15 protein-coding genes and 1 tRNA gene are annotated in these 15677 nt (G+C 63.1%); 8 read left to right on the top strand and 8 right to left on the bottom strand.

Annotation, left to right across the window (positions count from 1 at the left end; translation table 11 throughout):
• Positions 1–132: 132 nt before the first annotated feature.
• Both DY201_RS09975 and DY201_RS09970 read left to right on the top strand, forming a co-directional pair.
• Entirely contained in the window at positions 133–1059 is a 927-nt protein-coding gene (locus tag DY201_RS09975) for an NADP-dependent oxidoreductase (protein ID WP_115731063.1), read from the top strand.
• Positions 1060–1149: 90 nt separating this feature from the next.
• The gene (locus DY201_RS09970; RefSeq protein ID WP_115731062.1) at positions 1150–1617 is read left to right on the top strand and encodes a paraquat-inducible protein A; all 468 of its coding nucleotides are present in this window, start codon (positions 1150–1152) and stop codon (positions 1615–1617) included.
• A 115-nt stretch (positions 1618–1732) separates the two neighbouring features.
• On the opposite strand, the gene sciP is transcribed toward DY201_RS09970, so the two are convergent.
• The gene (sciP, locus tag DY201_RS09965; protein WP_013529904.1) at positions 1733–2008 is read right to left on the bottom strand and encodes a CtrA inhibitor SciP; all 276 of its coding nucleotides are present in this window, start codon (positions 2006–2008) and stop codon (positions 1733–1735) included.
• Positions 2009–2276: 268 nt separating this feature from the next.
• On the opposite strand from sciP, the gene mnmA reads away from it, so the two are divergent.
• Genes mnmA through DY201_RS09950 form a run of 3 tightly spaced genes read left to right on the top strand, consistent with a single transcriptional unit; the run spans position 2277 to position 4247 of the window.
• Positions 2277–3467: a tRNA 2-thiouridine(34) synthase MnmA gene (gene mnmA / locus DY201_RS09960; protein ID WP_115731061.1), complete on the top strand. Its 1191-nt coding sequence runs from the start codon at positions 2277–2279 to the stop codon at positions 3465–3467.
• A 40-nt stretch (positions 3468–3507) separates the two neighbouring features.
• A complete protein-coding gene (locus tag DY201_RS09955; protein ID WP_131922244.1) occupies positions 3508–3843 on the top strand; it encodes a hypothetical protein in 336 nt (111 codons plus the stop codon).
• Positions 3840–4247, top strand: coding sequence for a YkvA family protein (locus tag DY201_RS09950; protein WP_245431948.1), 408 nt, complete (start codon positions 3840–3842; stop codon positions 4245–4247). The genes DY201_RS09955 and DY201_RS09950 overlap by 4 nt, the downstream gene beginning before the upstream one ends.
• Before the next feature lie 62 nt (positions 4248–4309).
• Here the strand turns inward: DY201_RS09950 and DY201_RS09945 are convergent, their stop codons facing one another.
• The gene (locus DY201_RS09945; protein ID WP_115731059.1) at positions 4310–5263 is read right to left on the bottom strand and encodes a Gfo/Idh/MocA family protein; all 954 of its coding nucleotides are present in this window, start codon (positions 5261–5263) and stop codon (positions 4310–4312) included.
• A gap of 284 nt (positions 5264–5547) precedes the next feature.
• Between DY201_RS09945 and DY201_RS09940 the strand changes: the two genes are divergently transcribed.
• Positions 5548–5624: transfer RNA gene (locus DY201_RS09940), tRNA-Met, on the top strand.
• Here the strand turns inward: DY201_RS09940 and DY201_RS09935 are convergent.
• The 4 genes from DY201_RS09935 to DY201_RS09920 form a co-directional block, all read right to left on the bottom strand.
• Complete coding sequence (locus DY201_RS09935) at positions 5619–6569, bottom strand: LysR family transcriptional regulator (protein ID WP_165915831.1); 951 nt, start codon at positions 6567–6569, stop codon at positions 5619–5621. The genes DY201_RS09940 and DY201_RS09935 overlap by 6 nt on opposite strands.
• A gap of 308 nt (positions 6570–6877) precedes the next feature.
• Positions 6878–8461, bottom strand: coding sequence for a TadE/TadG family type IV pilus assembly protein (locus DY201_RS09930; protein WP_245431947.1), 1584 nt, complete (start codon positions 8459–8461; stop codon positions 6878–6880).
• 141 nt (positions 8462–8602) lie between these two features.
• On the bottom strand, positions 8603–10267 hold the full coding sequence (locus DY201_RS09925; protein ID WP_245431946.1) for a peptidoglycan D,D-transpeptidase FtsI family protein: 1665 nt from the start codon (positions 10265–10267) through the stop codon (positions 8603–8605).
• A 1-nt stretch (position 10268) separates the two neighbouring features.
• The gene (locus tag DY201_RS09920) at positions 10269–12716 is read right to left on the bottom strand and encodes a penicillin-binding protein 1A (RefSeq protein WP_115731055.1); all 2448 of its coding nucleotides are present in this window, start codon (positions 12714–12716) and stop codon (positions 10269–10271) included.
• Here DY201_RS09920 and DY201_RS28705 point away from each other — a divergent pair.
• Together DY201_RS28705 and DY201_RS09915 are read left to right on the top strand one after the other, a co-directional pair.
• Complete coding sequence (locus tag DY201_RS28705; protein ID WP_131922242.1) at positions 12699–12914, top strand: hypothetical protein; 216 nt, start codon at positions 12699–12701, stop codon at positions 12912–12914. The genes DY201_RS09920 and DY201_RS28705 overlap by 18 nt on opposite strands.
• A 12-nt stretch (positions 12915–12926) precedes the next feature.
• Positions 12927–13808, top strand: a complete 882-nt coding sequence (locus DY201_RS09915; RefSeq protein WP_115731054.1) for a LysR family transcriptional regulator — start codon at positions 12927–12929, stop codon at positions 13806–13808.
• 92 nt (positions 13809–13900) lie between these two features.
• Here DY201_RS09915 and DY201_RS09910 read toward each other — a convergent pair whose 3' ends face one another.
• Positions 13901–14980 carry an NAD/NADP-dependent octopine/nopaline dehydrogenase family protein gene (locus DY201_RS09910; RefSeq protein ID WP_115731053.1) on the bottom strand — a complete coding sequence of 360 codons (1080 nt, stop codon included), beginning with the start codon at positions 14978–14980 and terminating at the stop codon, positions 13901–13903.
• A 67-nt stretch (positions 14981–15047) separates the two neighbouring features.
• On the bottom strand, positions 15048–15662 hold the full coding sequence (locus tag DY201_RS09905; protein WP_115731052.1) for a helix-turn-helix domain-containing protein: 615 nt from the start codon (positions 15660–15662) through the stop codon (positions 15048–15050).
• Between the last annotated feature and the right edge of the window lie 15 nt (positions 15663–15677).

Genomic DNA, 15677 nt, shown 5'->3' with positions numbered 1-15677 from the left:
TCCGAAAGGAGTGTCAGGGGCGCATTCACTATCCATGAGGTACCTATATATCATCAAGGTACATTCTAGACAATCGAATTATACTATCCAAATGATAGTGGCACATGCATCCATCCCAAGGAGGACATTCCCATGCGTGCCATTACCCAGAACACCGTTGGCGGACCGGAAGTGCTCGAAATCGCCGAACAGCCGGCACCGCAGCCCAAGCCCGGCGAAGTGCTGATCCGCATCAAGGCCGCAGGCGTCAATCCGGTTGATGCCGCCGTTCGCGGCGGCTTCTACCCATTGCTTGGCGAGCCGCCCTTCGTGCTTGGATGGGACCTGTCGGGAACCGTCGAGGCGGTTGGCATCGGCACCAACGGCTTTGCGCCCGGCGACGAGGTCTTCGGCATGCCACGTTTTCCCGCCCAGGCCGGCACCTATGCCGAACTGGCAGCGGCACCGGCAAGCGAGATCGCACGCAAGCCCGATGCACTCGGTCATGAAGCGGCAGCAGCCCTCCCCCTTGCCGGGCTGACGGCTTGGCAAGGCCTGGTGACAGCAGGCAAGCTCAAGGCCGACGACCGCGTCCTGATCCAGGCCGCCGCCGGCGGCGTCGGCCATCTTGCCGTGCAGATCGCCAAGGCGCGTGGCGCTTATGTCATCGCCACGGCCAGCCCGGGCAAAGTCGATTTCGTCCGCTCACTCGGCGCCGACGAGGTGATCGACTATACCTCGGGCGATTTCGTCGCCAAGGCCGGCCCGGTCGATCTCGTCTTTGAGGCGCTCGGCGGCGATCATCCCGAGAAATCGCTGAACGCGCTGAAGGACGGCGGCACGCTCGTAGTCCTGCTCGGCCTCAGCGACAAGGCCGCGGCAGAGGCTGCATCACGTGGCATCAGGGTCGAACGCATCTCGGTACGGCCGGATGGCGAGGGCCTGAAGGCGCTGGCTAAACTGACGGAAACCGGCAAACTCAAGGTCCATGTCGCCAGGAGCTTCCCGCTCGACCAGGCCGGTGCCGCGCATGCCTTCCTGGCAACCAAACCCAAGGGCAAGGTCGTTCTGGCACTTTGAGAGCGACGCCGGGATTTTTGCAACAACGAGCCGGGCAGCGTGCATGCTGCCCGGCTTCTCCATTATCCCGACTTTCGCTATAGCTTGCCCATGCGCTCGCTTTTACCACTGATCCTGTTTGCGGCTTCGGTCTGCTTCGCGCTCGGCATCGTGTTGCCGCTGATCCATGTCGATCGACTGTATTTCTTCTCCGATGAACCTTCGCTGATCGGCATGATCGCAGCGCTGTGGAGTGGTGGTGATTGGCCGCTGGCGATTGTCGTCGCCATGTTTTCGGTGGTCTTTCCCGCGATGAAGCTCGGCCTGCTCCACAATGCGGCCTATGGCCAGGCAGCCGGCACCGCCAGCATTCCCGGCTGGTTTCGCGCCCTGTCCAACTGGTCGATGCTCGATGTGGTTCTCGTCGCGCTGGTGGTCTTCGCCGCCAAGACATCAGGCCTCGCCAAGGCCTTCACCAAACCCGGCCTATGGTTCTTCGCAGCATCGGTGGTTCTGACGGCGATGGCCTCGGCCGTTCTCAAGCGCAGGCCGCTGGACAGCGCGCAGGCTGCCCATTGAGGCAAGGCGTTTCAGGTAGCGACTGCGGGCAAAAACTGGACGGCGTATCTCAAAAAACAAAGAGGGTGCGGCAAGCCGCACCCTCTTCTGTTGGTTGGCCGCAACGGCCGGTGTGTCAGTGGCGGTATTGCTGGATGCGCGTGGTGCGCAGGCCGGCAAGGCCGTATTCGTCAATGGAAGCCTGCCAGGACAGGAACTCCTCGGTCGTCAACTTGTAGCGTTGGCACGCTTCGTCGAGACTGAGCAGCCCTCCCCTGACCGCAGCGACCACTTCCGCCTTGCGGCGGATAACCCACCGGCGCGTGTTGGTCGGGGGCAGATCGGCAATCGTAAGCGGGCTGCCGTCCGGCCCGATAACATATTTGACACGCGGTCTAACCAGATCGGTCATCGTACTCTCTACTAAAAACTCAAAGACCCAATCACCTGTCACACTAGCGCCACAGCTTTAAAAATTGCCTAAGCGTATACTAAGAGCTAAGTAACGAACGTGAACAGAACGTTAGACTCTCAATCCGCAATTTAACCACCTGCCCAGTTGGCTGGTTTCTCGCCGAAAAAGGTGGGCCAGCGCGCTCCGGGTGGCACTGCGATGAGGCTTGACCTATATTGCAGCCATTGGCATGCAGCCGACCTATAGACAGCGGAACGCAATCCCGATGAACAGCCTGGACCTGCCCGGACGCCCCGAAGACACCCGCGTGGTTGTTGCCATGTCGGGCGGTGTCGATTCTTCAGTCGTGGCCGGCCTGCTGAAACAGGAAGGCTATGACGTCGTCGGCGTCACGCTGCAGCTCTACGACCATGGTGCCGCAACCCACCGCGCCGGCTCGTGCTGCGCCGGTCAGGACATCGCCGACGCCCGCCGCGTCTCCGAAACGCTCGGCATTCCGCATTACGTGCTCGACTATGAGGAGCGCTTCCGCAAGGCCGTCATCGATCCGTTTGCCGAAAGCTATGTCGCCGGCGAGACGCCGATCCCTTGCGTCTCCTGCAATCAGACCGTCAAGTTCGCCGATCTGCTTGCCACCGCGCGCGAGCTCGGCGCCGATGCGCTCGCCACCGGCCACTACATCCGCTCCAAGCAGAACGGCGCCCATCGCGCGCTGTACCGCCCGGTCGACGCCGACCGCGACCAGAGCTATTTCCTGTTCGCCACCACCCAGGAGCAGATCGACTATCTGCGCTTTCCCCTCGGTGGCATGTCCAAGCCCGACGTTCGCGCCGCTGCCGAGCGCATGGGCCTGACGGTTGCCGCCAAGCAGGACAGCCAGGACATCTGCTTCGTGCCGCAAGGCAAGTATTCCGACATCATCGCCAAGCTCAGGCCCTCGGCCGCCAATCCCGGCGACATCGTCCATATCGACGGCCGCGTGCTTGGCCGCCATGAAGGCATCCTGCGCTATACCATCGGCCAGCGCCGCGGCATCGGCATCGCCTCGGGCGAGCCGCTTTACGTCGTCCATATCGACGCCGAGCGCGCGCGCGTCGTCGTCGGCCCGCGCGAGGCGCTGGAGACGCACAAGATCTTTCTGCGCGGCATGAACTGGCTCGGCGACGGCGCCCTCTCGGCGGTGCCGGCTGGCGGACTCGAGCTTTATGCCAAGGTGCGCTCGTCGCGCCCGCCCCGCCCCGTCGTACTGCATCACAAGGGCGGCGCCACCTGGGTCGAGCTTGTCGACGGCGAGTCGGGCATAGCACCGGGCCAGGCCTGCGTGCTCTATTCCGACGAAGGCAACGAGGCGCGCGTCTTCGGCGGCGGCTTCATCGAGCGCTCCGAGCGCCATGCCGATGCCGAAGCGATGCTGTCGCGGCTTGCGGCAACGCCGGGGACGATTGCTGCGGAATAAGCCAGGCTCGATGGACCCCACCTTGATAAAGCGGTGGGGCATGTGGCTTACCAATAGCGTGATCGCCGCATATCTAGCGTTCTTAAGCCGAGATGTTCCTTGGCTTCCCAAGCTGGCCGTGATCGCCATCATCATGGGTGCATCGCTCGCAGGCTGGATGGTGAGCGAAACGGCCTCCCTGATCGTGAGTTTCTCCGGCATCAGCGGCGCGATCGCCACAATGCATAAGCTGACACCTCCCAGCCTGATGAGCGGCTTCCGTTCTCGCGCCGACGGACCGGTCATCCAGTCGTATGTCTCCGCCTACTTTGAGTGCCTCGCCGTGATCGCCGTGCTTTCCATCTTGTTTGTTACGTGGTGGGCGGTCACAGAATGACCATTCAGTCCGGCAACCAGCCCGGCGGCATGCTGGAAGCAGCCAAGCGCTGGGCGCGGCTTCTGAAGCGCGATGTCGTGGCGCTCTATCTTGCGGCGCGCAGCCCCCTGACGCCATGGTTTGCCCGCGTGGCGGCTGCCTGCGTCGCCGCCTATGCACTCAGCCCTGTCGATCTCATTCCCGACTTCGTGCCGGTGCTCGGCTATCTCGACGACCTGCTGATCGTGCCCCTGGGCATCTGGCTGGTGATCCGCATGATTCCGGCCGAACTGATGGCTCGCTTCCGTGCCGAGGCAACCGAAATCACCGCCAGGCCGCGCAGCATGGCCGGCCTCGCCTTCGTCATCGTGGTGTGGCTGGCAGCGCTTGCGCTTGTCGGCTGGTGGCTGCTGCGAAGGGAATAAGGGACAGACTGCGCCAATGGCGCGCAACCCTTTGTTGGCCTACTCCATTACTCCCACAAAGGTCAGTCGTGCGTGACCGTGCCTGCCGTGAGAATCCTGAGCACGCCAAGCGCTTCCTCGGCGCCGGTGCGCGGCTCTTCGCGCGTCTGGATGCAGTGGATGAAGTGCTCGAGCTCGCGCGTCAGCGGCATGGCGTTCTCGATCGGAATGTAGGTCGGCTCGTTCATCGTCGACGTCCACTGCCCCTCGTCCTGCCACACCGCATGGCGATAGAGCGCAAGCTTGCGCTCCTGCGGCTCGACGTCGTCGAACACCGCCATGCCCTTGGTGCCGACGACGGTCAGCCGGCGCTCCCGGTAAGGGTTGAGCCGCGAGGCAAACAGGTGCCCGCGCAGGCCGTTGGGGAAACGCATGTGCAGATGGGCGAAATCGCTGAGGTGGTTGAGCACGGCAGCACCCTCGCCGCGCACTTCGATCGGCGCCGTGCCGGTGATCGCCAGGATCATCGACAAATCATGCGGCGCGAGATCCCACAGCGCGTCGTTCTCGGCGTGGAACTTGCCGAGACCCAGACGGTGCGAGTGGATGTAGCCGACGTCGCCGAGTTCGCCCTTGTCGACAAGTGCCTTGAGCCCTTCGAAGGCCGGGTGGAAACGCAGCACGTGGCCGGTCATGAACACGCGGCCGTTGTCGCGCGCCGCCTTTACGGCGCGCTCGGCGTCCGGCACCGTCAGCGCGATCGGCTTTTCGACCAGCACGTCCTTGCCGGCTTGCACAGCACGCACGGCAAAGTCGGCGTGAAACTGCGGCGGCAGCGCCATGACAATCGCATCGACATCGGCGCGGGCGAACAATTCGTCGGGCGTCAGCGCGATGCAGCCATGTTCGCCGGCAAAACGCTCGGCGCGGGCCGAATCGACATCGGAGACGGCATGGAGGGCGCCAAGCGACTTCAGGGTGCGGATGTGATTACCGCCCCAATAGCCACATCCAAGGACTGCAATACGCGGTTTCATCAGGCTCTTTCCAAGGAGAATTATGCCGGCAGACATAGTCCCGGCACCTCGCCAACTCAACCCCGCGCGTTGCGCCATAAGCGCCCGGCGCGTCCGCGAAGGCGGTGGAATGGCGCTTTCCGCGAGCTGCCCAAGGGTCAGCCGATGCGTCAGACATTTATCCTGAAACGCCCGATCTCACTGCTTGACAGGCTCGCCATCGAGACATTATATCCGCCCAACCTTGGCGAACGCATCGACGCCTGCCTCTCACAGAGACAGTGATTTCGAGCCTTCTCCACCCTGGCGGGATAGCTCAGTTGGTTAGAGCACGGGAATCATAATCCTGGGGTCGGTGGTTCGAATCCACTTCCCGCTACCACTTCTCCACATCAAGATCGCATGCCGCCGGCGAAGCGGATTTCTGCTGGCCCGACATCTGCTTGATGATCCACTGTCTGAAGGCGATCACGCCTGAACTTCGCCGCTGTGCCGGCGACGTCACCAGATGGTACTGCAAATCCGAAAGAATGATCTCGTCGAAGCACTTGACCAGCCGCCCTGCGGCGAGATCGTCGGCGACCAGCGAGGACCGCACCAGTGCCAGCCCGGCATCCTGCCGGCAGGCTGCGATCATGTCGGAAAAGGTCGGAAAGCTCGGACCGGCCTGGAAATCGAAAGGGGCGTCCGAGCCATCGACCGCGGGCAGCCTTTCCTTGCGGTCATAGATCTGGCCATACCAGCGCTCCCAGTCGAGCACGGTGTGCCTGGCGCCCTCGTAACGCAGCAACGGGGCCGCGCGCAGTGCCTGCCGGCTGGGCAGCGCCCGCGCAACGGCCGGCGACGAGACGGCGAACTCGTAGTCGCCGGTGAGGCGGTACGCGTCGGTGCCCGGCAACGTCCCTGCCAGCCAGATGGCAACGCCGACCTTGTCGATGTCGAAGCGGGCGCGCCGGTATTCGATGGTCACGCTGACATCGATCTCGGGATGCTCGGCGCAGAAGCCGCCGAGCCGCGGCTGTAGCCACTGGCTGGCAAACTCCGGCGTCGTCGAGATGCTGAGTTGCTCGCTCCTGAGGCTAGGGCGCGCGTTTTCCAGCACGACCTCAAGCGCCGACAGCGCCTCGATGATCTCCGGTACAGCCGTCTCGGCCAGGACGGTCAGTTCCACGCCCTTCCGGCTGCGCACGAACAATGGCGTGCCGAGCCAGGCTTCAAGCTGCGCGATCTGATGACTGACCGCCGTCTGGGTCAGGCCAAGCTCTTCGCCCGCCCGCGTAAAGCTGCGCGTACGCGCCACCACCGCCATGGCGCGGAGGGTCTGCAAGGGTGGAAGTCGTGAGCCTGACTGCATGAAATTCTCTCATGCGCTGAGTGATGCCGATTCATTGTACCCGATGCGAAATTCCCTGCAAATCATAACGACCCATGAAAAAACTGCCGCTCATTTACATGACAAGAATCTTTGGATTACTCCGTCGCGTGTTGCGAAGACTCCATCGCCATGGTCGCCCGCCTGCGCCGCCGAGCTACCTCCAGCACGATATCGGCCGGCCGCGCAGCCCTGATCGGCCGCGCCATTGGAAGGACTTTCTTTGACGCCAATCCCCCGCTTGGCTGACTGGCCGGGCGACCTTAATGCGTGATCAAGAGCGGCGAGATCGAGTTGGCGATGGTCTGGAACGCCGCCTTCAACTCGGCGATGTTCTTGGTCGGGAAGTAGTGCGCAGAACTTGTCGCGCAGGTGCTGTAGAGGTCGCGGTTGGCCTGGGTGTCGGCACCCAGCACCACCGTGTAGATGATGACGTCCCGATCCTTCAGCTTGGTGCAGACTGTCTTCGTCGCCTCATTGACCTTCTTGAGCGCGCCGCCACGGTCATATGCGCCCATGCGGCCTGTATCGAGGTAGCTATAGGAACCATAGTCCGACTTGTTGATGGCTTCCTTGGAAGCGCCGAAGACGTTGTTTTCGCCATCGGTGAAGACAACGACAACCTTCGAAGTGTCCGGCGCCTTGAAGGTATCGCCTTGGGTGAACGGCGCGCCTGGGGAAAGGACGCGATAGCCCCAGGCCAGGCCTTCGGAAACGTTGGTTCCCGAGCCGTACCAGAAGTTCATGTTGTCGAGTTCGCCCTTGATTTTCTTGGAAGGATCGCCCCCTATCTTGACCAAGTCCTCGGTCAGCGGAACGACAGGCGTCGCACAACCGTAGTTCGGTCCAGTGGTGTCGTTGGGCGTATCTTTTAACTTGGCATTGGCACGCGTCGCCGGGTCGAAATACTTCTTCTGGGATTTCTGCTTCTCGGCATTAGTTCCGCTGACCACATCGTCCAGGTAGCTGTTGTTGAAATAGTCAGGACTGTTGGGTGACTTGATCGGCCCGCCCGGCTCGTCCGGTGCGAAATAGGGCACGAACAAGGTGTCCGGCTTTGTGATGTCAGGGGCATCATCCGTCAGCGCGTAGATATCGCGGCGCGCTTCGACGCAGCCTTTCCATTCGCCCTTGGGTCCGGTTTTCCAATTCTTCTCCAGCTCTTTGAAGAGCTTCCAGTGGCCGACACGGCTCTTGTCCTTGCCCTTCTCGTCCAGGTTGGGTTCAAAGTTCTTGCCGTTCCAAGACTTGTCGTCCAACGGTATGTCTTCCCGGGTATCAACCCAGGACTGATCGAACCCTTCGGCACTCTTGATGTTCACGGCTGTCACGAACGGTACCAGTGCTGCGCGAATCTGGCGTTCGGGACGGTCGTCCTTGACCTTCTGCAACGCTTTGATGATTTCCTTGGAACCTTCGATCAGGGCCGCCATGTTGGCCGAGCCCATCGAGCCGGTATTGTCCAGCACCAGCGCAACTTCGAGTTTGGCGTTCGATTCGAAGGCATTGGCCTGGGCAGCGACCTTCGCACTCTTGCCGAAGATGAAGGCGAAGTTCAGTGCGACGTCGGCATCGGCGGCTGCTGTCGTCTTGATGTGATTGACGCTTTGCTCGACGACCAGCTTGGCCTTGGCGTTGACCAGCGCCGGCTTGTTGGCAACGTTGGTGGCGAAGAACGCATTGAAGGTGTCGTTGCGGGTGCCGGCCTTGTCGCTCAGCCGCGACGCCGCCAATACCGCCGAGTCGAGTGCGTTCTGCAGGTCGGATCTGGCCTTCATCAGATTGGCGACGTCGAGCGCAAAACCGACGGCGGCCAACAACACTGGCAGCATGATCGCGAACATCATCGCGAAATTGCCGCTTCTCGATTGCCAGAAGCGTTTGAGCACCACAGCCCCCCGAAATTTCCGAAGAGGCTATTTGCATGCAAACAATTTAAATTGAGTTTAGCAGAATTCCTGCAATCACAAGATGATCCGGATCGACCGTCAAAGCTCTCCGCCGGCGTCACGTTCACCATCTTCGCGATAGGCGGTTCCGGCAAACCGCGGCTCCAGGCCGAGCATCGGCAGAATGCGTCGGAGGATGGCGCCCCCGAGGGGGACGGCATTCCACCCTGAAGTCCTGAAGCCGTATGTCTCGGGCAGACCCTTGGGTTCGTCCAGGATCGTCAGCAAAAGGTATCTCGGCTTGTCGGCCGGAACCACGGCCATGAACGAGGTCATCACCAGGTCCTCGACGTAGCGGCCGTTGACGACCTTCTCCGCCGTGCCCGTCTTGCCGCCGACGAGATAGCCGGCAACGGCACCGTTCCTGGCCGAACCAGCCTCGGCATTGTAGCGCAGCAGGTAACGCATGGCATCCGCCGTGGCAGGCGAGACGAGCCCCGAGCCGACGACGCGGCCAGCAACTGGCGCGCCTTTGATGAAGGTCGGCGTGATCAGGCGTCCGCCATTGACCAGCGCTGCGATGCCCATGCTCGCCTGCAACGGTGTCACCGCGATGCCATGGCCGAACGAGACCGTTGCCGTCGTCACCTCGCCCCAGCTTCGCGGCAGGATCGGCGCTGCGCTCTCCGGCAGTTCGGTGCGTAGTCGCGACATCAGGCCAAAGCGCATGAGGTAGGCCCGCTGCGCTTCGCCGCCCAAGGTCATGGCAATCCTCGCCGTCGATATGTTTGAGGAGTAGATGAAGACCTCCGGGATGGTCAGCATGCGGTACTTGCCGCGATAGTCGTGGATCATCTGCCGCCCAAACTGCAGCGGCTTGCGCGCATCGATGACCGACTTCAGCGTGAACTGTCCGGAATCGAGCGCCATCGCAGTTGACAGCGCCTTGAATGTCGAGCCCATTTCGAACGCGCCGGCACTGATGCGGTTGAGCCGCTCGGGCTTCAGCGCATCGATGGGCACGCTGGGGTCGAAATCGGGAAACGATGCCAGCGCCAGCACCTCGCCATTGTCGACGTCGAGCAGCAGACCGGCGCCTGCCTTGGCCTTGAAGCGTGCCATCGCCTTGAGCGTTTCGTCGGCAAGGGCGTGCTGGACGCGGACATCGATCGTCAGTGCCACCGGCTGCAATTGCCTGGCATCGCTGGTCATACCGGCGAGATTGAGCTCCTGCAGGCCCTGGCCATCGATCCACTTCTCGATGCCAGATATGCCGACATTGTCGAGATCGACCGCGCCGAGCACATGGGCGGCCAGCGAACCGTTGGGATAGATGCGGCGCTTCTCCGGCCGTAGCCCGATGGCCGGAAGCCCGGCGTTCCACATCGCCTGCTTCTGCGCCGGCGTGACCTGGCGCTTGAGCCAGGCGAATGCAGCGTCGCTCTTCAGCCGTTGATGCAACTGGCGCGCGTCGAGATCCGGAAAGATGGCCACCAGTTTCTCGACCGTCTCGTCGACGTCTGGCACGTAGCGCGGTTCAGCATAGACGGACGCGCTCGGCAGGTCGGTTGCCAAAAGCACGCCATTGCGGTCCAGGATCTGCGGCCTGGCATTGGCCACCTCCCTGAAGGCGTATGCCGGACGTTCGCTGCCAGTTAGGCCAAGTTGCACCAGCCGCCCGCCGATGGCAGTGAACAAAAGGGCAAACGCCGCCATGACAAGCCGGATGCGGATACCGGCATTTCTCGCGCCACGCCTTTGCATCTCAGTAGAGCCCGCCAGTGCTGTTGAGAAGCTTATCGCGCAAGGCAGGCGAGATGCCGCCTGCAGCCGGGATCGTTGACGTGACGATATCGGACGCTTCAAAGCCGTCGATGACAGGGCAGTCGGCGATGCAGGGCGAGGTGCCCGGCTTGAAGGCCTCCCGGATCGAGCCCGGACTGCCGGCCTCGACGCGCTTTCCGGTACGCCGATCGACGCTTTCGAAAATCATCCCTTCAGGCACAGGAAACTCGGCAACCGGGTTGCCCTTGAGGGCAACCTTCATGAAGTCGATGAAGACAGGTGCCGCCAGCCCGCCACCGGATTCGCCGTAGCCCATCGGCTTCGGGGTGTCGTAGCCCAGGAACACGCCGGTCACGACATTGGGCGTATAGCCTATGAACCAGACGTCCTTTTCGTCGTTGGTAGTGCCGGTCTTGCCGGCGACCGGAACGCCGAGGGTCGAGACGCTGGTAGCGGTGCCGCGCTCGACAACCCCACGCATCATCGAGGTGACCTGATAGGCGGTCATCGGGTCGAGCACGTACTCCCGATCGTCCTGCAGCACCGGCTCCGGCTGGTTCCGCCACTCCTCGGCATTGCAGGCGTCGCAGTTACGCCCGTCATGGCGGAAGATGGTTTTCCCGTGGCGATCCTGGACCCGGTCGATCATCGACGGCTGAACCGACTTGCCGCCATTGGCGATGACGGCATAGGCCGAAACCAGCCGCATCAACGTGGTCTCGCCGGCACCCAGCGACATCGGCAGATAGGGTTTGAGATTGTCGTAGATGCCGAAACTCTGGCCGTACTGCGCCACCACCTCCATCCCGACATGCCGCGCGAGGCGCACCGTCATCAGGTTGCGGCTTCGTTCGAGGCCGGTGCGCAAGGTCGAGGGACCGCTGAAGCGACCGTCATAGTTCTTCGGCTTCCAGATTCGGCCCGCACCATCAGGCAGTGCGATCGGCTGGTCCATCACCAATGCTGCCGGCGTGTAGCCGATGTCGAGGGCCGCAGCATAGACGAAGGGCTTGAACGCCGATCCCGGCTGGCGATAGGCCTGGGTCGCCCGGTTGAATTCCGACTGGGCAAAGGAGAAGCCGCCGACACTCGCCAGAACGCGGCCGGTATGCGGATCCATCGAGACGAGCGCGCCCTGCACTTCCGGCACTTGCCGCAGCACGTAGCCGTCGTCTCGCTTTTCGACATAGACGACATCGCCGGCCGCGAGCACGCCCGCCTGTACCTTGCCCGCTTTGGCACCGCCGCTTCGCTTCAGCGCCCAGCGCATCGACTTGGCGCTGATGCGGGCAATCTCTCGTTCCCGCCGGCCGCCTGAAGCGTGGCGAAGGCCGATCTCGAAGCCCTCGTCGGTCGTGCCGAGCACCGCCGCCAGGCGCCATTCCGGCACGTCGGCCAAAGGCACGATACTATCAATCGCCTGTTGCCAATCGCCGTCGGCAGCGATGCGTGTCACCGGTCCGCGATAGCCCCTGCCCTGGTCATAACTGACGAGCCCGCGGCGCAGCGCCCTGACCGCCGCCGCCTGCAGCTTGGGATCAAGCGTCGTGCGCACTGCGAGGCCGGCGGTGTAGAGCGCGGCTTCGCCATATTGCTCGGCGATCTGCCTGCGCACTGCCTCGGTGAAGTAGTTGGCGTCGGCCACGAGCAGGTTCGGCGGACGCTTCTTCGTGCCCAGCGGCAAGTCCATCGCCGCGCGCGCCTCGCCCGGGGCGACGAATCCGTTGCGCAACATCTGGCCGATCACCCAGTTGCGTCGTGCGACGGCCCGCTCGGCATTGAGATCGGGATTGTAGTTGTTCGGCCCCTTGGGCAGCGCGGCGAGATAGGCGGCCTCGGCAAGCGAGAGTTCGCCGACCGGCTTGTCGAAATAGGTCAGCGCCGCTTCGGCAATGCCATAGGCGCCGAGCCCGAAATAGACGTCATTGAAGTATAGCTCGAGGATCTCGTCCTTGGTGAAGGCGCGCTCGATGCGGACCGACAGTACCGCCTCGCGGATCTTGCGCTCCAGCGTGCGGTCCGACGAGAGCAGAAGATTCTTGGCGATCTGCTGGGTGATCGTCGACCCACCGATCATGCGCTGACCAGAGCCTAAATTGGCCATATTGGCCAAGACCGCGTTGACGAGCCCGGACAGGTCGATGCCGGGATGGCTGTAGAAGCCCTTGTCTTCCGCCGACAGGAATGCCTGCCGGACACGATCGGGCACGGCGGCGATCGGCAGGAAAAGCCGCCGCTCGCGCGCATACTCGGCAAGCAGCGCGCCATCATAGGCATAGACCCGGGTCATGACCGCCGGCTCCCAATCCGCCAGTTCACGGTAGTCGGGCAGGCCTCTGGTGATGTCGGCGACCAGCAATGCCACGCCGCAGGCGGCCGCAAGGCCAGTCAGGACGAGGAGCGAGAACAGATGGCTGATGAACTTCATGATGACTCGGGCAGCTTGTCCATTGGAGCAGGCCCCAAGAAAAATGGGCGAACGATCTCAGCCCGCAGGCTCCACCCAGGCCCACGAACAGGTCATAACCTGCAGGTTTTGTTCGATATCGGCCGCAAACTGGCAAAATCCGGCGGCCTCGACAAACGCTCAATATTTTGGTTACCCATGAGAAAAATATGGGCATAGGGCCAAGATCAAATGGAAACGTCGCAACTGCCGCTGAACGCGCTGCGGGCCTTCGAGGCTTCGGCGCGCCATTGCAGCTTCACCCGGGCCGGCATGGAACTGTTCGTGTCGCAGACCGCAGTCAGCCATCACGTGAAGTCGCTCGAGGACCTGCTCGGGGTGAAGCTTTTCCGCCGCCTGCCGAGAGGACTGGCGCTGACCGACGAGGGAGCGGCGCTGGCGCCTGTGCTGACCGACGCCTTCAGGCGGGTCACCGCGACGATGAGCAGGTTCGAGGAAGGGCACTTCCATGAAGTGGTGACCGTCGGCGTGGTCGCGACCTTCGCCGTCGGCTGGCTGATGGAACGGCTGCCGGGCTTCCACGAGGCCCACCCCTATCTCGATCTCAGGATCATGACCAACAACAACCGAGTAGACCTTGCCGGCGACGGCCTCGATCTCGCGATCCGCTTCGGTGACGGCTCATGGCGCGGCACGAAGGCGATGCACCTGATCGCCTCGCCATTGTCGCCGGTTTGCTCGCCCGTGATGGCGACAAAGCTTGTGCAGCCGACGGACCTCGCACGGGTCGAGCTCCTGCGCTCCTATCGCGCCGACGAATGGATGCGCTGGTTCGAGGCGGCTGGCGCGCCAGCGCCGGTGCTGCGCGGCATGATGTTCGATTCGTCGCTGGCCCTTGCCGAGGCAGCAGCCCGCGGCGTCGGCGTAGCCCTGGTGCCGATCAACATGTTCGAGCGCAATCTCGACGACGGACGCCTTGTCCAGCCGTTCGAGACAACGGTTTCAACCGGTGACTACTGGCTCACCCGGCTCAAATCCCATCCGGTGACAGCTGGAATGCAGGCATTCGAGAACTGGCTGCTGCAACAGTTCGGCGCGCCAGGCGAGGCTTGACCACGCCTGGCAGCAACGGCCTGCTGCGCGCCCAAGAGGAAAAATGCGGCGCGGCGGTCCGCCAGGAGCGCCGCGCCTGCGGTATCCAGACCTTAAGCTACCGCATATCCGTCACGGCACAGGCCGTTGAGCTCTGCCAGCGACATCGCGTCGAGGTCGAGCGCGGTCAGCAGGTCGTTCTCGGCGGTGAAGTCGCGGCCATACATGGCCGAGAAGATGCGCACGCCAGCTTCGTGCAGCTCGGCGGGATAGCCGGCGAGACGACCGATCTTGGCGGTCATGACCAGGCCGAAGGGCACGTCCTCGGTAACGTAGCGGCTGTCGGCCGTGGTCGGGCCCTGTCCGCCGTTGCCGGCCTCGTGCATCTCCTGGTTCATCTGCGAGATCGAGTTCATCGGCACGTGGAACGACAGGTGGAAGTGCTGGAAGATGTTGCGCACTTCGAGGCCGAGCTTGGTGGCAATGGCGATGCGTTCTTCGTCAAGCTGCTCGAGCAGGCGGCCCACATTCGGCGTCACGTTCTGGCCCTGGCTCCAGGTCTCGCCGCGCTCCATGCGCGTCATGTTGCCGAGCGCGATGCCCATGTGGTTCTGCGGGTTGAGGTTGGACAGCGCGATCGCCATCAGGCTGCCGCGGTCAACGAAGCGGTCGCCGAACAGCGTCTGGCAGACGGCAAGGCCGTCGGCGCTGCGCGATGCCGGAACGGTAGCGAGATCGACCTTCTTGCGCACGGTGTTGACGTTGACCAGCGTCGGGCTGAGCTGGCGGCCTGAGACCACTGTCGTGCCCCAGCCGACAACAGGGGCAACGATGCCGCGCTCGGCCAGCAGGCGCGACAGATAAAGCGCGCCGAACGAGGCGTGCGAGCTGATGATGACGGTCTGGTCGGCCCTGACATAAGGCGCGATGGCGTCCAGTACGGCCTTGTGGCCATAGGCAGGCAGCGCGATCACGATCGCCTCGGCACCGGCGACAAGCGCTTCTGCACTTGCGGCCGCTGCCGGATGGAAGGTGCCTTCGACGGCGCCCTGGGCGACAAGAGCTTCGCCCTTGGCCAGCGCCTTGGTGCGCTCGCCCGATGGCGACCACAACGTCGCGTGATGCCCCTGCTGTTCGAGGAACACTGCCGTTCCGAAAGCGATCGAACCCGCGCCGACAATACCTACCTGCATTCCAACATTCCTTTTCAATATCATTTCAGGCCCGGGGACCGGCATGCGCCAGTGTCGCCGGGATCGTTCACTTCGGGCGTATCAAGGCCCGCGTCGTGCTGCTGCCGACCTCGCCTGAGGCCACCACCAGGAAAGCACGTGCGCCGACCGGACCAACGCTGGTCAGCGCGTGCGCCACGTCGCCCGCATAGCGCGCCGTCTCGCCGGCTCGGACGATCATCTCGTTGCCTGCGCTGCGCACGACGATCTCGCCTTCGGTGCAGTGCAGATGCTCGATGGTGCCCGAGCCGTGAGGATCGCTGATCAGCTTGCCCTTGAGCTCGAAGCTCAACAGGTACCATTCGATCAGCGGCACCATGCCGGCAGGCGACAGGATCTGCAGCGTGCAGCTGCCGTCCGCACTGCGGATGGTCGGCGTCAAATTCTCCGGCTGCAGGTCGATGCGGTCGCCGCGCTCCTCGCTGGCGCCGCTGATCAGGCTGTTGAGGTCGATGTTCAGCGCGCGGGTGAGATGCCACAGCGTGCCATAGGTCGGGTTGGCGTTGCCGCGCTCGATCTCGGACAGCATCGAACGGGACACGCCCGATTTCGTCGCAAGGTCGGCAAGCGTCAGCTTCTGCTGCTTGCGGTACGCCTGCAGGCGTGGCCCGATTTCCGGCGGATTGACCGAATGTATGTTCATTTCGATTCTCCATTC

This window comes from Aminobacter aminovorans, from assembly GCF_900445235.1.
Taxonomy (GTDB): domain Bacteria; phylum Pseudomonadota; class Alphaproteobacteria; order Rhizobiales; family Rhizobiaceae; genus Aminobacter; species Aminobacter aminovorans.
Note: the sequence above shows the minus strand (reverse complement) of the source record. Positions and strands in the feature narration are given on the sequence as shown.